This is a genomic window from Planctobacterium sp. R6 (assembly GCF_055755215.1).
On sequence record NZ_JBVTQY010000014.1, the window covers coordinates 57,947 to 80,485 of the forward strand.

The window sequence follows — 22,539 nt, forward strand, 5'->3', positions numbered from 1 at the left end:
TATGCCAAAGTATAACTGCAGAATTTTCCGAACCAGGCGATAAATAGATATCACATGATGGTTTTTTAGTCGTATTGTGGGAGGCAGTCATGGGCAATATACAAAATGAATCCAATGAGAATCGCGAAGAACAGGCCATTGTCGACACACTGGAGAGCGACCCGGTTTCACCAGGTAACTCAGAGGTGGATGGGTTATTTTTAATGCACCTGGATATTCCGGATGACATTCGGCAGAAGATGAAACCGCACTGATTCGCTTGTTTCCAAAAGGTAAAAGAATTAGTCTTTAGCTCATTGCTCATCTAAGGAAACGCTCATCATGTCACGATACTCACTTGTTGCCGGGCTAACAATCCTGTTCTTCACTGCCTGTCCGGCACTGGCGCATGGATTTAAAACCCCGGAAGAGGCGGTAAATAGCTACATCAAAGCGGTAAAAACCGGTTCCGGCAAACATGTGGAAATGGCGTTTTCAGAAACCGCTTCTATTCAGTATTACAATGATAAAGGGGTTTACCAAAGCTACACCCGCGATGCTTTCGCAGCGTTAGTGAATACAGGTAATCAGTGGGACGCCAACATTCACATCACAGACCTGAAAACCACCGGGTATGCGGCCAATGCTACAGTGGCGTTTAGTTGGGGCGAAGAACAGAAAAAAGGCTATATTGACTACCTCAATCTGATCTATGACGGTAAAAGCTGGCATATTACCGACAAAGTTGCACAGTATATTGACCGGAACTAAAGCCGGTTTAATCTGGCTCTGGCCAGTTTTCTGGATAGTGTGTAAACCAGGTAGGTGAGCGCAATGAAGATGGCAATCTGCAGGATACTGTAACGACCAAGATAGTGAGCCGGCCAGCTGATAGCCTGAACAAAGTTCATGATTTGTTCAATAAACAGGCTAATCAGTGTACTGATACCTAATCCCTGTAAAAAATCATCAAGTCCCGTCCAGCCAAGGATAAATGCCTGTATTTCTTCAATTTCGATAAAAATCAATTGAATAAAGGCAATAATACCGTAGTAGCCACCTCCAAAATCCAGCCACTTATCCAACAACCCATTGCCGGTTTTGTAATCCTTTTTTTTGCCGTCAGCCCCCTTTTTTAACGCTTCCGTTTTTACTTTATCAAACTGATCAGCAATGCCGCGCTTAAAGGCGTAATAATGCAGTACAAAGCCCAAAGCAAAAACAAAAGCACACATATAGGTGGTATGCCAGACAAGCCCTAACATGATGTTTTCCCAGATTGGTTATTTTTATCTCAAACAAGTTATGCCTGCGATCCTGGGAAATGTCAAAAACCCGCCGAGGAAACTGAAGCAATCAGGTGTTGAACACTGCGTAATTTGTGTTCTAAAGTCGGCACTAAAAAGGCCTGAGCCACGCAGTATTTACGTTGCTGCAGGGAACAGGCCTTTTTGGGAGCTTACGCCTAAGTCTGTTGATTTATACGGCTACTGCGCAAAACGCACATTATCGATATAGGCAGCGTCATCATAGGTGTTTACACTGCCATCTTTGCGGTAACGCCACTCAATAACATTTTCCCCATTACTCAATGAAATCTCGTAAGTTTCCCAACCTGAATTGGAAATGACTATTTGCTGTACATCATTGAGATAGATATATAACTTATCACAACAAGATTCAGCTGAAACACGTGCACTAAACGTCAGCATGCCGTCAGTAAACAAGCCTTCAATCTGTACCGCACTATACTGACTATGTGAAATATTCCCCGACTTCAGACTCATACTGCCATCAGCAGCGTGCGCAGAAGTAACAGCCCAATCAGCATTACTGTCAGTAACCGTTCGCCAGAAAGGTGTTACGCCATCTTCAAAAGATTCAGTCAGAGATGAAATGGCGTCAGGTAGCGATTCTGCATCATTGGGGTCCGTTTCATAAATGAAGATTTCATCCGAATCACTGAATCCGTCTTCGTCAGTATCGTGACTTAATGGATTTGTACCGTGCTGATTAATTTCAGCGCCATCATTGATACCGTCAGCATCTGTATCCTCAGCGAGCGGCGAAGTATTGTGGGTGTTCACTTCATCAAAATCGCTCAAATCATCAGCATCACTGTCAGTGTTGTCTGGATAGGTTCCAAGCAAATATTCCTGTAGATTACTCAGGCCATCCGAATCAAGATCTAAGTCAGCGTCTTCTGCGTCAGAGTCCGATAAGCCGTAGCTAATTTCCCACCAGGCCGGAAGCATATCGCCGTCATTGTCTCCCAATGGAATGTGGGAATAAACCAATTCAACTCCGTTGTGTTGCACGACAGTCAGGTCATCTTCGTGTAGCGCTAATGACAGTATTGAATATTCCAGTTGGAAACTGGTCAAAACGGCGTAGTCGTCATAAGACAGGATATCCACAAACCAGGCGCCATCAGATTCTCTGGCGGTCAAAAGCATGCCCGCGTAATCTAATGCATCTACAAGGGTAGTTTCCAAATTATGCATTATTTCCAGATTGTCGGCGTTGTAAATTGCGCCACTGCCTAAAATCACTTGTGAATCTTGATTGATAACCCGAACCGGTCCCGTCATATTAGTCGATGAATGATAGGGCGAATCACCAGAACCATTAAGCGCCCCGGTAGTCTGATCAATACTTTGATAATGCAAATCAACTGGACTATAGCCTCTGCGCAAGTAATAAAACTTGCTGGTAGCGCTGCTCCAGGCATATTGATCGGATGAGTATGTACTGGAACTACTGGCCACCAGGGTACCATCAGCGCTGAATACATTGCGTCGGTTTCTACCTGTAGTCCGCTCTTGCACCATCAGATAATTGCCCGCGGCAACCATGCTACCAAAGGCGCTTAACCGATTAAAATACTGCTCCTGATTACTACCGTCCAGCGCGACATAAGTGAGATTGCCTGACTCATAGCCAAAATAAAGCCGGTTATGACTTTCTGAATAAACCATCGCTGTCGGTGCTGCTGAGCTAAATTCGGTGGACTCACCGACAAAAATCGGATTTCGATATTGCTGAGCCTGGACCGACCAAACAAATACTTTACTGTTAGACTGACTGAGCATATATATATTGCCATCAGCATCTGTAATAATATCGTCGGGCACAAAATCCGGGACGGTAGCCGCAAAATCACAACTTCCCGAGCCATCATCATGATTCTCTGACCAACACGCAGCATCTTCCGGGAATACATCCAGAATCAGGCCAGTAGTAGAGTCCGATTCGCTATAACCTTCATTCCAGCTATCCGGATAGCCGTCATTATCACTGTCAACGGATGCGGCTATATCCATTGGGAACGCATCAAGCAAGTTTTCTACACCGTCCCCATCTGAATCATTATTAGGTTCGTACAGGGTAAACGAAAGGGCATTATCCACCAGTGCGACAATAACTTTATAGTCACCGGCATGGACGGCTCTTAATAACGCTCCATTTAGCGACAGAGTCTCACTAGTTTGATACTGAGAATTCAGACGTTGCACCGTTATCCCTGAATCTTGTTGGCTCAGCAGCAATAGTTCGTCATTGTCCAGCCATAGGGCATCGTCCAGGCTTCCTAAGCTATTTTGCCAACTGCGATCTGCCGCGGAATAAATTTCACCATTGCCCAACAGTATTTTGCTGCCATCCGGTGACACTCGAATAGGACCATAGGTACTGGAGTTATTAAAATCACCACTGGAAAGAATATCACCCGTTACTGGATCAATTTCCTCATATTGCAGCTCATTGGAGCCGAAATAATAGACTCTGTTATATGCCGGGTTCCACGCATACTCGTTCGAGTAATAATTCCAGTCACGACTATCTGTTAATGTGCCATCTGCATTTATAATGTAGTGAGTTGCCCAAGCTCCACTTTCGTCCTGAGCCAACATAAAGTCGCCCACAGACGCTAACCCGTTAACAGATAAAGAGAGTTGAAAGTAGAACTGTTCCTGGCGTTCACCACTAAGTTCAATAAAGGTGATGAGTCCTGAATCGTAACCAAAATACAACCGGTTATGTGCTTCAGAATAACTCATCAAATCCGGCGACCCATTAGTCAAACTGGTCGTACCAACAATATAGGGATTTTGGTATTGTTGCAGGGCAGCTGACCAGGTATAAACCTTGCTATTTTCAGTACTTAACAGGAACAGGTTCCCATCATTATCCGCCACCACTTTATCAGGGATGAAATTTGGAATCGTTGCCATGTAATCACACGTCCCCGAACCATCGTCATGCTCAGCAGTCCAACACGCTGCATCCTCCGGAAAAACATCCAGTACAAGACCAGTTGTAGAGTCGGCTTCAGTGTAACCTTCATTCCAGCTATCCGGGTAACCATCATTATCACTGTCAATGGATGCGGCTATATCCTGCGGAAAGGCATCTTCCGTATTGTCTACTCCATCACCGTCACTGTCATTGTTAGCAACAAACAACTCAAACACTAACTCGTTATTTAGCTGACTAACAATGACATTGTGTTCCCCGGCCCTTACCAGGCTGATCAATTGGCCGCTGAGAGTTGATAACTCAATGGTGCTGTATTGATCGTTTTTGCGGCGCAATGCTATTTCCGAATCCAGCTGCGTCAGTTGCAACAACTCACTATTTTCCAACCACAGTGCATTGTCCAAACTACCGACATTGCCTAACCATGTCAGATCATCTTGCGCATATATATCACCGGAACCTAATAATACTTTACTGCCATCTTGAGAAATGCGGATCGGTCCATAGACACTATAGTCACCATGGTATGGCGAGTCATCGCCAGCACCAAACTCTCCAGTGTTTGAATTAAATTCCCGGTAATAAATATCCCTTGGACTTATACCATCTCGCAAATGATATATGCGATTGTAAACCCCATTCCAAGCCGTAGCCTGGGAAAAATATGAGCTACTAAGGCTATCCACAAGCTCACCATCAGCAGCGAACGAATACAGGACACCGGAGCTATATGCGACAAGAAAGTTATCGGCCGCGATAATACTGCTCACAGAATGTGGTAACTGATAGAAGTACTGCTCTTGCGGACCACTATTCAGATCAATATAAGTCAGTAGTCCGGAGGCATAACCAAAGTAGAGTCTGTGGTGATCTTCTAAATACACTACTCGTTGTGGCGCTTCCCCACCAGAGTTAAATCTATCACCCACAGCAAACGGGTTCTGATACTGCTGAGTTGTCGCAGACCAGGTAAATACTTTGCCATATTGCTGGCTAAACAAATAAACATTGCCTTGCCCATCCGCCACAACTTCATCAGGAACAAATTGAGGTATTGTAGCACTGTAATCACATCCGCCATTGCCATTGTCATGGTCATCTAGCCAACAGGCCGCATCACCGGGAAAGACATCAAGTATTAACCCTGTGGTGGAACTATCTTCACTGTACCCTTCATTCCAACTATCGGGATAGCCATCGTTATCACTGTCTACAGAGGCAGCAACATCCGTAGGAAAGGCGTCCAGGACATTATCAACACCGTCACCATCAATATCGTTGTTGGGTTGATATAGTGTAAATGCAAGCTCTGAGCCCGACTGAGTGACGATCAGGTTTTGTTCTCCGACAGGCAATGCGTCAATTAGCTGGCCGCTCAGACTAACGGTTTCCACGGTACGATTTTGACCATTTTTGCGTTGCAATACTACTTCTGCACCACTTTGCTCCAACAAAAGCAGTTCATCATTGTCCAACCACAACGCGTTGTCTGGGTATGGAACCTGGCTCAGATGACTCAGATCCTCTGCGTTATAAACATCACCAGAGGATAGCAGTACTTTACTGCCGTCTTTAGCAATGTGAATTCCGGTAGCGCCACCATAGTAATCGTTGTTATACGAGCGATTACGCTCGCCAATTTCACCGGTATCCTGATTAACTTCACGCTTGTAAAGATAGTAACTCCGGTAGTAATAAATAGCGTCGGTAAACTCATTCCACGCGTTGTATCGGCTGAAATTGCTGCTACTTATTACATCGGTTTGCAGGCCATTTACATCGAACGAACGTAACGTCGAATTGGAACCATATACTACAAGGAAATTACCTGCCGCGACCAGGCTTTGCACTTCCTGAGGAAAATGATTAAAAAACTGCTCTTTTGGACTATTATTGATATCAATAAACGTCACCAGTCCGGAAGCGTATCCCAGATAGAGCCGCTCTTGTGCTGCCGAAAAGGTCATTCTGACGGGAGATTCATTGGTCAACCCACTACTGCTTCCCACGCTGAAGGGGTTTTGGTATTGCTCTGTAGTAGTTGACCAACTGAATACCTTTCCATGGGTTTCACTCAGAAGATAAACATCTCCCGAGGCATTGGCCTGTATTTCATCTGGCACAAATTCCGGGACAGTAGCACTGAAATCACAATTTCCCTGACCATCGCTATGCTCCGCCAACCAACAGGCCGAATCTTGCGGAAACTCATCAATCACCAGACCTGTAGTGGAGTCTTGTGCACCATAGCCGGTATTCCAACTATCCGGATATCCATCATTGTCAATATCCAGAGCCGCGGCAATATCATTGGGAAAGGCATCCACCGTATTTGAAACACCATCGCCATCTGTATCATTGTTAGCGACATAGGGTATAAAACTTAATCCGCTATCCGTCAGCGTCACAATGATATCGCTCTCGCCAGCCCTGGCAAGGCCAACCAGGTCACCGCTCAGAGTCAAATTCTCTAACGTGAGTCCCTGGGTATTTTTGCGTTGCAATGCGATAGTATTGGGCAGTTGCGATAGCATTAACAATTCATCATTTTGCAACCACATGCCGTCATCAAATCCTCCCACAAAGCCAACAAAAGTAAGATTACCAGTGTTATAAATGTGCCCTGAGCCCATCAGTATTTTGCTGCTATCTGCGGATAAGTGCAGCGGACCGCTGAGTGAGTTACCTGGCGCATAGCTCGTGCTACCAAACTCACCCGTGGTCTGGGCCAATTCAATGTAGTAAAGATCTGAGTATCGGAAATAAAACAACCGGTTATGATTTTCATCCCAGGCATTGACACCACTAAAATAACTGCTCGAAGCGGTATCAATCAGAATCCCATTCTCATCCAGGGAAAGGAGCTGTGAATTGTAACTACTGCCATTTGTTGCCACCAGAAAGTTACCCGTTGATATTAAATACCTCACCGGACCGGTTGTCTGATAGAAGGGTATTTCGGTTTCATTGCTATCGGGAGTAATAAAAGTAATTTGTCCGGATAAATACCCTAAATAAAGTCGGTTGTGCGCTTCTGAATAGGCGACAGAAATGGGGGTATTGCTGCTAAAGAGGTTGCTTTCACCCACACTCAGTGGCGACAAATAACGCTGTGTCTGCGATGACCAACGATAAATTAAATCACTCGATGCATTAAACAGGTACAGGGTGCCATTGTCATCCGCGATAATTTGTTCAGGAATAAAACCTGACATCGTGGCGCCGTAATTACAGCCTCCGAAACCATCATCATGGCTGACATCCCAACATACTGCATCTTCAGGAAATACATCCAGGGTTAAACCGGTGGATGAATCCAGCTCGTTTAGGCCGATATTCCAACTATCCGGATAACCATCTTGATCCGAATCCACCGAGGCGGCGATATCTGCCGGGAAATCATCAATGTCGTTTTGGATACCATCGCCATCAATATCATCCAATAATTCATGCACATGCAATCTGAGACTGTGAAGTTCTTTGGTCAGAACCACTACAGCGTCGGCATATTGTGCCATTTCAGTCGGGAAACCATCAAATTGCGGCGCTTCCAACAGGCTTAAAGCACCGTCGTACCGATTTAAAATGGACTTGCCTGCCTGGTAGGCCAGGGTCAGAATTTCATTGCTTCCGGAGACGGACTCAAAGTCAGATACCGACAGCGCATTCCATTCGCCAAGGTAAGACAAGGAATCGCGCGAGAACACTGACGAGCCAATCATAATTACATCGGGTTCATTTTCCACCTGGAACATAGGGCCCTGGTAGCTATCTCCGGAATAAAAATACTCCTGTTTTTCCAGTGACAGCTCACCCGTTTCGACGTTAAATAAAAATTGACTCAGGTAAAAATAGTAACTGCTCCCTACTGCGGTAAAGAGCTGGCCTGCCTCCGAATCCCAGTAGATACTCCTGGGGTCAGAACCAATGTTAACGGAACTCGTTAGAACACCACTTTCATCGTACACATAAAGATTGCCGTTGTTACCAATCAGCACATAATTATCCAGTGACTGTACAAATGAAGCATTGCTAATGGTGTCGACAAAGCTGTGATACTCCTGGTTGTCATCAAAATAACCAACTTCACCATCGTCTAACACAACGTAAATTCGGTTGCTCTGTGGAGCGTGGTGAATAGCAATAGCCGTTCTGGTATCCGGCATTTCAATCAATGCAAGAAATTGTCGGGTCGCCAGATCAAAAGGGTAAATCTTGTCTGCTGCAGGTGAATAGATCAGTAAGTACTGAGCTGAAGACGTTGTGAGCAAATTATTTTTATCACCATTTAACAATCTCAGGTAGCAACTTTCACCATCTCCATCTGACAGCGCAGAGCATAAATTATCATCCGGATAAGCATCCGAATTATCCCCGACACCATCGGCGTCGGTATCGGTGGTTTCATTGGGGTCGAGAGGAAACGCATCGGCATTGTCGCCTACCCCGTCATTATCGCTATCAGCAGATTCGGCAGGGTCATTGGGATAAAGGTCAGAATTATCGCCAACACCATCGTTATCCGCGTCCGACGATTCGTTCGGATCTAATGGAAAAGCATCCTGGCTATCAGCGACATTGTCTCCGTCAGTATCTGCAGCGATGGGGCTCGACCCCCTGGCGACTTCCTCGCCATTGTTGAGACCGTCACCATCAAGATCTAATTGGTAAAAAATGCTATAAGCAGGCTGAACCAAAGGAATGTCTGTCGCTCTCAACCCAAATCTGAGGCGACTAACCCCATCATTGTGCCCACTCAACAGATCGGAGCCACTGGAGTTAAGGACATACCAAAGCTGGGTTCCGGGGCGTCTTACCGCGATATCGCTGCGGCCATCGCCGTCATAGTCAGCCACCACGGGAATATCACTACTACGCATGCCAAACTGACGACGGGTGATACCGTCTGCATATCCGGTAGTGGAGTCAGTTCCCGAAGAATTGAGAATATACCAGGTTTGCGTGGAAGGACGTCTCACCGCCAAATCCGCTTTTCCGTCACCATCATAGTCTGCAGGCACCGGAAGATCTTCAGCGCGCTTACCAAACTGATGTCGAGTTATCCCATCAGAATTGCCGGTTACAGGATCAACGCCTGATGAGTTTCTAATTAACCAGTATTGAGTATCTGCCTGACGAATAGCGATATCCGCCTTTCCGTCACCATCGTAATCGGCCGGAACAGGAAAATCAGAAGCCTGTTCGCCAAACGGAATTCTGGAAATACCGTCTCTGTTGTTAGTTTGACGGTCCACTCCGGAAGAATTGAGAATATACCAGGTTAGGTTTTCACTGCGATAGACAGCGATATCCGTGATACCGTCACCGTCATAGTCTGCGGGCACAGGCACATCCGTAACACGACGTCCAAATTCACGGGTGACAACTTCTCCGGTTGAACTATGCTGGATAATCCATTCGGCGGTCGATAAACGTCGCAGTCCAAAATCACGAATGCCGTCGCCATCAAAATCACCTGTTATCGGAACGTCATAGTCCGTGCGTTCGAAAAAGTGCCTTTGTATGCCATCACCGCGCGTAGAATTGAAGTCTTGCCCTGAGGAGTTGCGAATATAAAACGCCCCGTTTGACAGACGACTGACCGCAATATCGGCCAGCGTATCATTGTCAAAACTGAAATTTGACGCCTGTATTGAAGTGAAAAATGAAAGAAATGCGCCTGCAATAGCGAGTTTTTTGTACACTCTGAGTCCCTTCTGAACGTGATATTTATTCCGGGCCTGAATATAAAGTAACCGGGTGTGTTTTGCAATCCGCAAAGGACCAGTATCGGTGTGCTAAAAAGAAGCGCTTCGTCCAAAAACAAGGAACTAAACAAGCGCCGGATTCCGGGTATGTGGAGATCATTTGGCAGTCAGCTTAGGAAAAAGCTTTTAGTCGATTATTGTTATCCCTGCTGCGTTTTAAAAAATCCAGACTGCGATCAAATTGCGATTTTGCTAAACGATCGTACAGCACCACATTGACCGTTGCAGCCAAGTTCATGCTGCCATGTGTGGGTATGTATATCACCTCATCAGACTGGGCCAGTAACTGTGGATCCACCGAACCATCTTCCGGACCAAATACATAATAGGCATTGTCCGGGTGCTGAAAATCCGGCAATGGAATGGCCCCTTCCACCAATTCTACCACCACGCGTTTTGCGCCTTTTGGTGTCATTGCAAACAAATCCTCAACGCCAATAGTGGGAATTTTCAGATGCATGTTTTTGGTATCTGCATTGAATTCTTTGGCATAGCGATAGCGATTGCCGGTATAAAATACCGAACTGGCCCCATAACAACCCGCTGCCCTCAAAATAGAAGCAACATTGCTGGCTGACTTGGGATTTTGTAAACCAATGGAGATTAACTGAGTGTGCATGGATTTTCTCTTGCCTGACAGTGGCAAATTGTATTACACCGTCAGGCAAGCGAACAACTGCGAATCTGCGCTTTAATTCAGATGTTCCTGCTTCTCTTCCTCAAAGTCATCAGCGAGATCGCGCTTTTCCACCCCGCTAAGTACATGGCCAGCCTGTTGGAACACTTCCTTTTCCTCTTCTTCCAGGTGATGCAGTACTTTTTCGCGCAACTGTTTCATATAGTGCAACCAGGCCGGAGAACTCATTTCGGTTTCGTCCAACACCGTAATGAGTTCGTCGATTTCATGATGTTCATGAATACCATGACGTGACTGTTCTAATGTTCTGTCAGAACGCATCAAGGTTTTGTAAAAATGACGCTCTTCTGCTGCCGCGTGGGCTTGCAGCTCTTCTTTCAGCTCCGCAAAATATTGACGACGCGACTCAGAATCTCCCGACGTACTGATCAGGATTTTCATTAACAGGCGCTGCTTTTCATGATCGCGTCGAATCGTTTCAAAAATTTCCATCGTTCACTCCTTTTGTTGTTCAGCTTATCTGGAGCGAGGATTGTGCCAATCTCGAAAGATTCTTAAGTAGTTGTTTTTATTTATTTTTATATGACAGTCAATGACAAGCCGATGGGCACTCTGTAAAAATTTCACAGCGGAACAGGTAAGATTTATCAGTACCGGTGCGCTGACCTGTCAGAGACCGGACTGATAGTAAGCCAGAAACATCGCGGCAGTGGATTCAGCAATTTCCAGTTTTTCTGCTTCAGTGGGCGCTGCCTCGGCACACATGAGTTGCGGCCAAAAACAACTGCCTTTAACCAGGCTGTGGATTTGCTTATTTGCCTTTTCAATATCCAGTGGTTTTAAGCGCTTATCCTGCAGGGCGCGTTTTAACCAGCGCTGCAACACGGTTTCATAATCCCTGAACACCGCCGACTCCTGTTTCAGATCCTCCGGAGAATACATAAAATGTCCAAAGGCAACTCGCGTCAGATTGAGATACTCTGCAGACGAGATGACATCAATTTCAGACTTGATCAGCGCCACTAATTGCGGTTTGAGGGGTTGACCGGATTGATAATTGTCATCACTGTCCACCATAGAACTCTTCCATATTGAAGACAAAATGTGGATCACCAGATTTTCTTTAGCTTTAAAATGATTGTAGACCGTGCGTTTGGATACCTGCGCTTCTTCTGCAATTTTATCCATACTGGTACCTTGCACACCATCACGCTGAAAAGCCCTTTTTGCGGCACTGACGATGGCCTCGCGTTTTAATTCTGAGCGCGTTTTTTTTACTTCAACCATAGAATTGTTGCCACCTGTTGTGTAATGCCAAATCTGATACTTTGCAAAATTTACACTAATCAGTTTACTTTTTCCAATCTTTAAGTAAACTACACCGTGTCGTTTACTTTGTTCCACTACCTATTCCGGTGCTCACTCATGCGCTTAAAAGTCATATTATTTCTCAGTATTTTGTTGCTGACTCTGGGCTGCAGCACAACACATCATCGCGCTCCATTACACCTGTCCGGGCAATACTACAATTATCTGCAGCCGGATTTTGCGTCCTATTTACAAGCAACCGAAACTTACCTGACCGGAGCGCGGGATTTTCTGACTGATGACCACGTCCTGGAACTCAGCATGAATATGCCTTTTGAGCGCACACCCGAACAGCCAGCAGAGAAGGCTATTTTATTGGTTCATGGACTCAGTGATTCACCATTCTCATTTGTAGATATTAGTCGCTCCTTAGTAAAACAGGGGTTTTATGTACAAACGCTGTTGTTACCTGGCCATGGCACCAGGCCAGCGGATATGAAATTAGCCCGCTATGAAGACTGGCAAAATATCGTGGATCACTATGCCGCACTGTTGAAGCAAGACTACCAGGAAGTGTGGTTAGGCGGATACTCTACCGGTGGAAACTTAGTCACTATTCATGCTTTACAGCAACCTGACATCGCTGGCCTGCTACTGTTTTCACCGGGTTTTGAATCCAAAGCGGTACGCCTGGAGCCGCTGACACCCTTGCTGGCCAGCGTATTACCAGTAACCTGGCAATCCGATGATATCAATCTGGCCCGCTATTCTGGTGGTCCATTGCACGGTGCCGCCGCTTATGCGAAAAGTGCAGAGATAGTACGCAACCTGCTGCAACAAAAACCGGTAAACATTCCCACGTTTGTCACCATTAGTGAAGCTGACAGTGTTATTAACGCCCAGGCGATTAAAGATCTTTTTAGCCGCAGTTTTACCCATTCTGCCAGCGAGCTGCTATGGTTTGGAGAGCAACAGTTTGCCGAAAACAACATCCGGAGCAAGTCTATGCAGTTACCGCTGTTTAATATCAGTTCCGGCTCACACATGAGTTTACTGTTTGCTCCCTGCAATCACTATTACGGATTGTCTGGCAGTAAACGCATGTGCAACAACGGCTTAAACAGCAAAGAGAAAGCGATTTGTGAATCGAGCAGTGATGTCTGGTTTGCTGCCTGGGGCCACGAACATGAAGACAGAATTCATGCCCGCCTCACCTGGAACCCCTATTTCGGCACCATGATGGAACGTATTCAGACCGTTCAGAATTGGACACATCTCACAAATCAGCAACTTGTATCAAAAGAGTAAAGTCGCCAGGCAATAATACCGTAACCACCACGCCATTACCCAGAGGACAATATTATGGCTATCGCAAGCAACACCCAACGTTTCGCCGCATCGGCGTTACTGTTATTAATGACAATCGGACTGTCAGCCTGTCAACAACAGGAAACAGCCCAGCAACAGCAGGCACCACAAGCGATGCCAGTTAAAGTACTGAATCTGGCCACCGAAAACGTAACCGAGTGGGATGAATTCACAGGCCGCTTTCAGGCAGCAAAACGCGTTGATGTAAAGGCCCGGGTCAGTGGTTTTATCGAATCGGTAACCTTTAATGATGGCCAGTTGATTACCAAAGGCCAGGTGCTTTACGAACTGGATAAACGCCCTTTTCAGATAGCACTGGACAGCGCCGAGGCTCAGTTGAAACTGGCCCGCAAAGAGTTGGATCGCGGGCAAAACCTGGTAAAAAACAATTCTATCTCGCAGGAACAGTTGGATGAACGGCTGCAACAATTACAGGTGGCACAAGCAAACTATGACCAGGCTCGCCTGAATTTAGAATTTGCCTCTGTCACAGCGCCAATCACCGGGCGTATTGATCGCACCTATGTTAACGAAGGCAATCTGGTGGTGGGTGGTAATGCCAGCGGCGAGCCATTAACCACGATTGTGACCACTAACCCCATTCACTTTTATTTCTCAGCTAGTGAAACCACCGTGCTCAACTATATACGTCGTCAGATTGCTCAGCCCGATGCCATCAAGCGTGAAGACGCCTGGCCAGTATTCGTGAAATTACAAGACGAAGACAGTTTTGCTCACGATGGCACTATGGATTTCACCTCAAATTCACTGGATTTTGCTACCGGAACTATCGAGGTGCGCGCCGTGTTCGATAACCCCGATAATCTGCTGCAACCTGGCATGTTTGGCCGCTTAAGGCTATCCCCCCTGCCGCCTTATGACGCCATCACAATCGAAGACAAGTGGGTAATGTCAGAGCAAAACAAAAAGTATGTGTACATCGTTAACGGTGAAAACAAAGCGGAAAAACGCTATGTCACCCTGGGTGGTACAACGGAAGCCGGACTGCGCATTATCAAACAAGGCTTAACCTCAGGCGAACAGTTGGTCATTGGCAACCTGCAAATGATTCAGCCGGGTGCATTATTGCAACCTGTGCCGGCCAATACCGGAGCCTGAGTTATGCAGTTAACCCATTATTTTGTCGACCGGCCGCGCCTGGCCACTGTGGTTTCATTGATGATTGTGATTTTTGGATTTTTAGGGCTGGCCTCTTTGCCGGTGGCTCAATATCCGGAAATCGCGCCGCCGCAGATTCAGGTAAATGCCTCCTATCCGGGTGCCAGTTCGGAAATTATTGCCTCCACCGTGGCCGCCCCGCTTGAGCAGGAAATAAACGGTGTCGAACGCATGTTATATGTTTCTTCACAATCTACCAATGATGGCCGCTTAACCATCAGTATTACCTTCGCCCCCGGAACCGACCTGGATACAGCACAGGTACTGGTACAAAACCGGGTATCAGCGGCATTGCCACGACTGCCCGAGCCGGTGCGTCGGTTGGGTGTCACTACAGTGAAGAACTCCCCGGATATGCTGATGGTGATCAACCTGTTTTCGCCGGACAACAGTTTTAACCAAACTGAAATTGGCAATTATGCGGTACTGAATATCGTCGACCGGTTGTCCCGCCTGGATGGTGTGGGTAATGTGCAGGTATTTGGTGCCAGCGAATACGCTATGCGGATCTGGTTAGATCCAGGTCGGATGGCAGAATTTGGTATTACCGCAGAAGATGTCATGAGCGTTGTGCGTGCCGAAAACCAACAGGTATCCAGCGGTATACTGAATCAGTCTCCCATGCCGGAACAGAACGCCTTTGAGATCAGTGTGCAAACCCAGGGCAGGCTGAAAACAGTCGAAGAATTTGAAAACATTATCATTCGCCGGGGCGGTCAAACCGGTCTGCTGTTACTCAAAGACGTTGCCCGGGTGGAAATTGGCGCACAGCACTATGCCACGCGAGGGTATCTGGGTAACAACCCTTCGGTTGCCATTCCCATTACAATGCGTCCCGGTGCCAATGCGTTGGCAACAGCGGAAGGTATAAAAACCTTAATCGCTGAGATGCAGCTTAACTACCCCAGTGGTATGAAGAGCACCATTATTTACAACCCTACTGAATACATCGAACAATCCATGCAGGAAGTGTATATCACCCTGGCGGAGACCATTGCCCTGGTGGTGTTTGTTATCGTGGTGTTCCTGCAAAGCTGGCGCACGGCCATGATCCCGGTAATTGCCATACCGGTATCGCTGATTGGTACATTTGCCCTGATGTCGGTATTTGGCTTCTCTTTAAACATGATCTCACTGTTCGGCCTGGTATTAGCTATCGGTATCGTTGTGGATGATGCCATCGTGGTAGTGGAAAATGTCGAACGCAAATTGCGTGAAGGACTATCCCGTGTCGAGGCCGCCAAAGAAACCATGACTGAAGTTGGCGGGGCATTGATTGCCACCAGCCTGGTTTTGGTGGCGGTGTTTTTACCCACCATGTTGATGGAAGGGATCAGCGGCGCTTTTTACCAACAATTTGGCGTAACAATTGCGTCCGCGACCATGCTTTCAACGGTTGTATCCCTAACCTTAAGTCCGGCCATGGCCGCGATTTTTATGCGTAAATCGGATCCAAAACCTCACTCCAAACGGTTTCGGGCCGGTGCCAGATTTAATGCGGCTATCGACAAGGTTTCCGGAAAATATGCCAGTCTGATCCGTCGCTTATTACGCATCACCGCCCTGGTTTTAGTGGTGTATGCGGGCCTGATCAGCTTTACCGGCTGGCAGCTCAATAAGATCCCTACCGGGTTTATTCCCGAACAGGATCAGGGTTATGCCATAGTGGCAATTCAGTTGCCCTCTGGTGCCGCTCTGGACCGCACTGATGCCGTCATTCAGGAAGTGGTGCGCAAATTACTGGCAATTGAGGGGGTTGAAAATACCGTTGCCTTTGCCGGTTTTTCCGGGGCCACCTTCACCAATGCCAGTAATGCAGGGGCGATATTTGTGGTACTGGAAGATTACGAAACGCGACGCAGCGCCGAGGCCATAGTTCAGGAGATTCGCCAAAAAGTGGGCTTTAATGAAGAAGCTTACGTAGTGGCAGTAACCCCCCCACCAGTCAGTGGCATCGGCAATGCCGGTGGCTTTAAAATGATGATTCAGGATGTAGCCGGTCATGGCCCACAGGCACTGGAAGGCGCCGCGTGGACAGTGGCGATGGCTGCCAACCAGGCCGCTGAAACAACGGCCGTATTTACCTTTTTTGAAACCAGTACGCCTCGCGTATACCTGAATATCGATCGCGACAAAGTGCGTCAGATGGATGTTCCGCTGGAAAATGTCTTTACCGCGCTGGAAAGCTTTATTGGCTCCAGTTATATCAATGACTTTAACTATCAGGGTCGCACTTTCAGAGTGGTGTTGCAGGCGGACTCACCTTATCGCGTCGACACCCAGGACTTACTGGACCTGAGAGTCAGAAGTGCCACCGGCGCTCTGGTACCCATTGGCTCGATTGCCACAGTGGAGAATACATCCGGCCCTTCGCGCTTGCCCAGATACAACCTGTTTAACGCCGCTGCGGTAACCGGTAATGCTGCCCCCGGATTTAGCTCCGGAGAAGCACTGGCAAAAATGGAGCAAATCGCGGAGCAGGTATTACCAGCGGGTTTCAGCTATGAATGGACCGAACTGGCCTATCAGGAAAAGAATACCGGTAATACCGCCATTATTGCCTTTGCACTGGCGGTGTTGTTTGTATTCCTGCTACTGACGGCACAATATGAGAGCTGGACATTGCCTCTGTCCATCATACTCATTGTACCTATGTGTTTATTGTCCGCCTCTGTTGGTCTGATGATCATGCACATGGATAACAACGTCCTGACGCAAATAGGTCTGGTGGTGTTGGTCGGACTGGCAGCCAAAAATGCCATTTTGATCGTAGAATTTGCCAAACAAAATGAAGAGCAAGGCAGCTCCATTATCGAGGCAGCGGCTGAAGCGGGTCGCCTGCGACTGCGGCCTATTTTAATGACGGCATTTTCCTTCATTTTCGGTGTCATTCCGCTGTTAGTAGCAACCGGTCCGGGCTCTGAAATGCGTCAGGCCATTGGTCTGACCATGTTTAGCGGTATGCTGGGTGTCACGCTGTTTGGCCTGCTGTTCACCCCGGTATTTTATTTTGTTTGCCGTAAAATGACCCTGATGTTCAGAGACACAAAATAGGCTGACTGCTTTAATGTTCAGATAAAGGCAACTGCGGTTGCCTTTTTGTTATCCTCTTCTCTACCCCAACGACACCGGACCACCAAATAATTTCGGGAAAATCCCCTGATCAATGGTGGTGGCATAAAATTGTTCATAGGCTTCCGGAATTTCTTCAAATACCACTAATTGTCCATTGGCTATTTCATCTTTAACTACCACCGGGGGTAATACCGCACAGGCGTCGGTATCCCGGGTTAACAAACGCAACATAGCCATGTCATCCACCTCGGCCATAATGTTGGGTTTGTAATTGTTTCGCAAACAAAAAGCTTCAAATGCCGAACGGATAGCGGTGCCTTTGGCGGGCAACAACCAGTTGACTTGCTCATAGCCCAGAGGAAAAGTGGTCGCTGGTTTTTGAGGGGGGTGGCCGATAATGGCCACCGGCTGTTGTGCCACCAGATGCTGTTGCAAGCTGCTTTCCTGCTGCTGCTCGGTAATTGAACAGTTCGTCAGAACAATATCGAAATCGCGACGATTCAGGCCCGCCACTAAATTAGACAGGATGCGGGTGTGCAATGAAAAGCTGATTTTCTTTTCCAGCAACAAGGGTTTGATATATTCCACCACAAAATTGCGCGACAGGTTGGTTAACACGCCAATTGATAAATGTTGCTCAGAATGAATGCCCTTGCTTAACAACAATTCCAGTTCTTGCCCTTTGGCAAAAATATCCTGAGCATAAGTAAAGACTCGCTTACCCGGATCGGTCAGTACTAACCTGCGGCCATCGCGCAGAAACAGCTGTTCATCGATCTGGTGTTCCAGTTGTTTGATCTGCGCTGAAAGCGCCGACTGAGACACGTGCAACTCCTTCGCCACATCGGTGAGTTTGCCATTTTTAGCCACCTGCCAGAAATAATACAAATGATGATAATTCAGTCGTTTCGCCATTGATTCAAAACCCACTCACAAAGTTAGTTCTTTAAAACAGAACGTTTAATCAATTTATATCTATTTTAATTAACATTATTAGTTTGGCAAACTTGCGTCTCACTAAAACAGGCGATAGGTGGGAACGTTGTGCAAAGTTGGGTAGTGGCAAGTACGTTGTTAATGATTCCGGGTTTATTGGCTCTGATGGGCTGGATGGGCGGCAGAACCCGAACAGACAAATCGGCAGAGCGGATATATCGCGCCACCTTGTGGCTGGCAATGGGTTCAGTACTGATGTCTGGTGTGGGCGTATATCAGTTTTACAGCCAGACATCGTCAGCCGCCAGCGGCCAACTGTTTGGTTTTAATCAGATCAATAGCATCGTACTGCCACTGGTGCTGTTTATTGCCACCATCATTATTCGCTTTTCCCACAATTACATGGCCGGCGAAGCGTGTTATCCGCTTTATTTCCGCTGGATGACGTTAACCATCACAGCGGTACTGGTTACCTTACTGAGCAATCATCTGGTCATCTTCTGGCTGGGCTGGTTTACTATCAGTCTGACATTGCATAAATTACTGACCCTTTACCCCGAACGACCAAGAGCCATCCTGGCTGCCCACAAAAAGTTTATACTGGCACGCAGTGCGGAACTCTGTTTGCTGGTGGCGTTTAGCCTCTTGTACCTGCAACATCAAACCCTGTACATCGATCAATTACTACTGACTATCGGCGCCATTGCCAGCACAGCAGAGCAGGTAGCTGCGCTATTAATTGCGCTGGCGGCACTGATCAAGTGTGCGCAATTGCCGGTACACGGTTGGCTGATTAAAGTGGTAGAAGCACCCACTCCTGTCAGCGCTCTGCTGCACGCCGGTATTATCAACCTGGGAGGATTCTTACTGCTGACCTTTGCGCCCTTATTGCAAATTTCAGACTGGGGGCGCTGGACGGTACTGCTGGTGGCCGGTATCAGTACCTTACTGGCGTCTTTGATTTTACTCACCAGGGTCAGTGTTAAAGTGCGTTTGGCCTGGTCAACATCGGCGCAAATGGGCCTGATGCTGATTGAAATTGCTTTGGGTTTGTACGAACTGGCAATTTTGCACCTGATTGCCCACTCACTGTACAAAGCATTCTCTTTCCTCAATAGTGGTAATGCGGTTTATGAGCAATTACAGCAAGAGTTGACCGGCAAAATTCACGCCCCCACTCGCCACTGGTTGGCATCTTCCCTATTTAGTTTATTACTGGTATCCCCGGCAGTGGTTTTGCTTTCTGGTCCGATTGCCCCCTGGGTATTGCTGTGGATGGGATTTACCATACTGTTAGCCACCAGCAGTCAAAAACTTTATGCAAGTTTAATGGCCATCAGTCTGATAGCCATTTATCTCGCGCTGAAATTCGGATTAGGACACGTGTTTCCAGGCAATGCAGTGGTGCCTTTCAGCGCTGAAGACTGGTTTATTACAGTGCTGATCATCAACATGTTTATTTTCGGTATGCATTTGCGCTTTAACAATCAAAAGCCCTGGGTACAGCGCCTATCAGCGGCCTTGTTTGCCGGCCTGTACCTGGATGAATGGTTTACCCGCATCACACTTAAATTCGGGCCGGTCAGAACCCACGCCAACGCAGTTAAGGAAATACCATGAATCAGCTAATGTTATCAGGCAACCCTCAGCGCAATTTAATGCTTCATGAGACAGTGCTGCAGGTTTGTCAGCGTATCGCACCCAACTGGCCTTTAGACAAAGCCATCGCCGTAAACCCATACTGGGAGTTAAAACATCAGCCTTTTACAAAAGTGGCGGCTAAATTGTCAGCCCTGGGTAACATGCAAAGTCAGATGCCCCTGACTTTCTGGCAGGATCTGTACAACCAGCGGCAAATCAGTGATTCCGCTCTGCAACAAGCCTGTCGCCAGTTTAATTACGACAAAGGCTTATCGGCACTAGCCACACGGGAAGCCCCCCAAAATGCAGCCAAACTGCGATGGCACAATCTGTCGATGCTGGTTGATAACTATCGCTCCAGGCATCAAGTGTCCTGGCATGATGAAATTATTCATCAGCTCAGTCAGTTTTGTGCCGCGTTTTTTCAAAGCAGTCCTGTCCTGGAGCAGGTGAACAGCCCGCAAAACAGCCCCTGCTTTTATGCCAGTTGGCGCAAAAACATCACCAAAGACAGTGGCATTTCGATATTGATGGGTGAACCCAGACTGGCGCAGGCTATTCGGTCTTTACCTCATGATCCCGAGACAGTATTTGAACTGGCCAGCGCAGAATTAGCCCTGTCTGCAACAGCGACTGAACATTATCTGCATGCCTTACTTCTGGACGTTAATGGCTGGGCGGCCTATATCGCGTACCGCCGCTGGCAGGGGCTGGATGACAATATGTCACAGCTACTGGCCGCCCGTCTGGCATGGGAGCTGATTATCTGGCGTCATCTGGCCCAGTCACATCCCGATTTACACGCCAACATTCAGGCTCATTGGCAAGAAGAACAGGCCCGTATTGCTGACAAGATCCAGCGACAAGAGCAACAGCAACTCAAATCCTGGATTTGGCAAACTGCCTATGAATTAACTCAACAGCAAAAATTGCAACAACAACTGGCAACAGCTCCCGTTGTAACAGCATCTGCGGTAAAAATGCAGGCGATATTTTGCATTGATGTCCGCTCAGAGATTATTCGCCGGGCACTTGAACAACAGGACGCGGGCATTGCAACCTATGGCTTTGCTGGATTCTTCGGTATGCCCATCGCGTTCTCACCTAAGGGCACCACGTTGCATCGCCCACAGTTGCCCGGGTTATTATCACCGCAAATTTCAGCCTCGTTGCAGTCCGACAAAATCACCCGACTACGCCCCATTAAAAACAAGGCCAACTGGCAACGCTGGAGCCACAGTCCCACCGGATCATTTTCCATGGTGGAGTCCTCCGGTTGGTGGTATGGCTTTAAGCTGCTGAAAAACATGTGGTTTCCGGAAAAACAGGAAAATCCGGTCAGTAGTCTGAGCCATGACGCTAAATGGCAGCTATCAAAAAACGGTCAGCCTCTGTCTGGCGATGAATGTGTGGAATTAGCCAAAGGGGTCCTCACTGCAATGGGACTCAAATCCTTTGCTCCTGAGGTCTTATTGGTAGGACACGGTAGCCAGTGCAGCAACAACCTGCACGCGGCCGCGTTGGATTGTGGCGCTTGTGGCGGGCAATCAGGTGAAGTCAATGTGCGGGTGTTGGCACAATTGCTCAACGACAAAGCAGTCAGAGAGGGTCTGCAAACGCAAGGCATTACCATTCCGCAAACCACCCGCTTTATTGCGGCGCTGCATAATACCACCACAGATGACATCCAGTGTTTTGCTGAACAGCTCAATGAACAGCAACAGCGTTGGTTGCATGAGGCAACTGCGTTAGCTCAGTCTGAACGCGCCACTAGTGTGGATTCAGAATTGTCATTCTTATCGCAAAAGCAGCGCAATAAGGCCTATCAAAAGCGCAGTAAAGACTGGTCACAGGTAAGACCAGAATGGGGGTTAGCGGGCAATCACAGTTTTATTATTGCCCCACGGTCATTAACCCGATCTTTGAATCTGGCGGGCAAGGTATTTTTACACGATTATGACTGGCAACAGGATAACGCATTTGCTGTACTGGAATTATTGCTTACTGCGCCCATGGTAGTCACCCACTGGATCAACATGCAATACAATGCGTCTGTGACTGACAATCAAAAGTTTGGTTGTGGCAACAAGGTACTGCACAACGCCGTAGCAGGAAATATTGGGGTATTTGAAGGCAATGGCGGTGATTTGCGGATTGGTCTGTCAATGCAGTCAGTACACAATGGAAAGCGATGGATGCATACCCCGCAAAGGCTCAGTGTCTATGTTGATGCACCACAACAGGCCATCGCGGATATAGTGCAAAAGCATGAGCACATCCAACACCTGGTGGACAACCAGTGGTTGTATTTGTTCTGCTGCCAGCAGCGGAACAATATCTCTCGCCTGTATCAGGGAAACTGGCAACGTTGGTAATATCTTCGCCCCGAAG

Annotated in this window: 13 protein-coding genes; 7 read left to right on the forward strand and 6 right to left on the reverse strand. The window is 47.4% G+C overall.

Going from position 1 to position 22,539, the window contains the following annotated elements:
• Nucleotides 1–89: 89 nt before the first annotated feature.
• Together AC0J20_RS11135 and AC0J20_RS11140 are read left to right on the forward strand one after the other, a co-directional pair.
• Complete coding sequence (locus AC0J20_RS11135) at nucleotides 90–254, forward strand: hypothetical protein (protein WP_473021690.1); 165 nt, start codon at nucleotides 90–92, stop codon at nucleotides 252–254.
• A 67-nt stretch (nucleotides 255–321) separates the two neighbouring features.
• Nucleotides 322–750, forward strand: a complete 429-nt coding sequence (locus AC0J20_RS11140) for a nuclear transport factor 2 family protein (RefSeq protein ID WP_229529975.1) — start codon at nucleotides 322–324, stop codon at nucleotides 748–750.
• Here AC0J20_RS11140 and AC0J20_RS11145 read toward each other — a convergent pair.
• From AC0J20_RS11145 to AC0J20_RS11165, 5 genes are all read right to left on the reverse strand, one after another.
• Nucleotides 747–1,244, reverse strand: coding sequence for a hypothetical protein (locus tag AC0J20_RS11145; RefSeq protein WP_473021691.1), 498 nt, complete (start codon nucleotides 1,242–1,244; stop codon nucleotides 747–749). The genes AC0J20_RS11140 and AC0J20_RS11145 overlap by 4 nt on opposite strands.
• Before the next feature lie 222 nt (nucleotides 1,245–1,466).
• The gene (locus AC0J20_RS11150; RefSeq protein WP_473021692.1) at nucleotides 1,467–9,941 is read right to left on the reverse strand and encodes an FG-GAP repeat domain-containing protein; all 8,475 of its coding nucleotides are present in this window, start codon (nucleotides 9,939–9,941) and stop codon (nucleotides 1,467–1,469) included.
• Between the two features lie 175 nt (nucleotides 9,942–10,116).
• On the reverse strand, nucleotides 10,117–10,623 hold the full coding sequence (locus AC0J20_RS11155) for an RNA methyltransferase (RefSeq protein WP_473021693.1): 507 nt from the start codon (nucleotides 10,621–10,623) through the stop codon (nucleotides 10,117–10,119).
• A gap of 72 nt (nucleotides 10,624–10,695) precedes the next feature.
• Nucleotides 10,696–11,133, reverse strand: coding sequence for a hemerythrin domain-containing protein (locus AC0J20_RS11160; RefSeq protein WP_473021694.1), 438 nt, complete (start codon nucleotides 11,131–11,133; stop codon nucleotides 10,696–10,698).
• Nucleotides 11,134–11,310: 177 nt separating this feature from the next.
• Nucleotides 11,311–11,928 (reverse strand): TetR/AcrR family transcriptional regulator, encoded by a 618-nt coding sequence (locus AC0J20_RS11165; RefSeq protein ID WP_229529970.1) that lies wholly within the window; start codon nucleotides 11,926–11,928, stop codon nucleotides 11,311–11,313.
• A gap of 138 nt (nucleotides 11,929–12,066) precedes the next feature.
• On the opposite strand from AC0J20_RS11165, the gene AC0J20_RS11170 reads away from it, so the two are divergent.
• From AC0J20_RS11170 to AC0J20_RS11180, 3 genes are read left to right on the forward strand one after another with little or no spacing between them, the layout of a single operon-like run.
• The gene (locus tag AC0J20_RS11170) at nucleotides 12,067–13,257 is read left to right on the forward strand and encodes an alpha/beta hydrolase (RefSeq protein ID WP_473021695.1); all 1,191 of its coding nucleotides are present in this window, start codon (nucleotides 12,067–12,069) and stop codon (nucleotides 13,255–13,257) included.
• A 54-nt stretch (nucleotides 13,258–13,311) separates the two neighbouring features.
• The gene (locus AC0J20_RS11175) at nucleotides 13,312–14,436 is read left to right on the forward strand and encodes an efflux RND transporter periplasmic adaptor subunit (RefSeq protein ID WP_473021696.1); all 1,125 of its coding nucleotides are present in this window, start codon (nucleotides 13,312–13,314) and stop codon (nucleotides 14,434–14,436) included.
• A 3-nt stretch (nucleotides 14,437–14,439) separates the two neighbouring features.
• Nucleotides 14,440–17,550: an efflux RND transporter permease subunit gene (locus AC0J20_RS11180; protein ID WP_473021697.1), complete on the forward strand. Its 3,111-nt coding sequence runs from the start codon at nucleotides 14,440–14,442 to the stop codon at nucleotides 17,548–17,550.
• Between the two features lie 60 nt (nucleotides 17,551–17,610).
• Here the strand turns inward: AC0J20_RS11180 and AC0J20_RS11185 are convergent, their stop codons facing one another.
• Nucleotides 17,611–18,486, reverse strand: coding sequence for a LysR family transcriptional regulator (locus tag AC0J20_RS11185; RefSeq protein ID WP_267498321.1), 876 nt, complete (start codon nucleotides 18,484–18,486; stop codon nucleotides 17,611–17,613).
• 129 nt (nucleotides 18,487–18,615) lie between these two features.
• Between AC0J20_RS11185 and AC0J20_RS11190 the strand changes: the two genes are divergently transcribed.
• Entirely contained in the window at nucleotides 18,616–20,127 is a 1,512-nt protein-coding gene (locus tag AC0J20_RS11190) for an NADH-quinone oxidoreductase subunit L (protein WP_473021698.1), read from the forward strand.
• The gene (locus tag AC0J20_RS11195) at nucleotides 20,124–22,523 is read left to right on the forward strand and encodes a YbcC family protein (protein ID WP_473021699.1); all 2,400 of its coding nucleotides are present in this window, start codon (nucleotides 20,124–20,126) and stop codon (nucleotides 22,521–22,523) included. Before AC0J20_RS11190 ends, AC0J20_RS11195 begins: the two co-directional genes overlap by 4 nt.
• The last annotated feature ends 16 nt before the right edge of the window (nucleotides 22,524–22,539 follow it).

Excerpts from the sequence above, each read along its gene's own strand:
- AC0J20_RS11135 (WP_473021690.1), top strand. The coding sequence starts at position 90 with ATGGGCAATATACAAAATGAATCCAATGAGAATCGCGAAGAACAGGCC.
- AC0J20_RS11140 (WP_229529975.1), top strand. The coding sequence starts at position 322 with ATGTCACGATACTCACTTGTTGCCGGGCTAACAATCCTGTTCTTCACT.
- AC0J20_RS11145 (WP_473021691.1), bottom strand. The coding sequence starts at position 1,244 with ATGTTAGGGCTTGTCTGGCATACCACCTATATGTGTGCTTTTGTTTTT.
- AC0J20_RS11155 (WP_473021693.1), bottom strand. The coding sequence starts at position 10,623 with ATGCACACTCAGTTAATCTCCATTGGTTTACAAAATCCCAAGTCAGCC.
- AC0J20_RS11160 (WP_473021694.1), bottom strand. The coding sequence starts at position 11,133 with ATGGAAATTTTTGAAACGATTCGACGCGATCATGAAAAGCAGCGCCTG.
- AC0J20_RS11165 (WP_229529970.1), bottom strand. The coding sequence starts at position 11,928 with ATGGTTGAAGTAAAAAAAACGCGCTCAGAATTAAAACGCGAGGCCATC.
- AC0J20_RS11170 (WP_473021695.1), top strand. The coding sequence starts at position 12,067 with ATGCGCTTAAAAGTCATATTATTTCTCAGTATTTTGTTGCTGACTCTG.
- AC0J20_RS11175 (WP_473021696.1), top strand. The coding sequence starts at position 13,312 with ATGGCTATCGCAAGCAACACCCAACGTTTCGCCGCATCGGCGTTACTG.
- AC0J20_RS11180 (WP_473021697.1), top strand. The coding sequence starts at position 14,440 with ATGCAGTTAACCCATTATTTTGTCGACCGGCCGCGCCTGGCCACTGTG.
- AC0J20_RS11185 (WP_267498321.1), bottom strand. The coding sequence starts at position 18,486 with ATGGCGAAACGACTGAATTATCATCATTTGTATTATTTCTGGCAGGTG.
- AC0J20_RS11195 (WP_473021699.1), top strand. The coding sequence starts at position 20,124 with ATGAATCAGCTAATGTTATCAGGCAACCCTCAGCGCAATTTAATGCTT.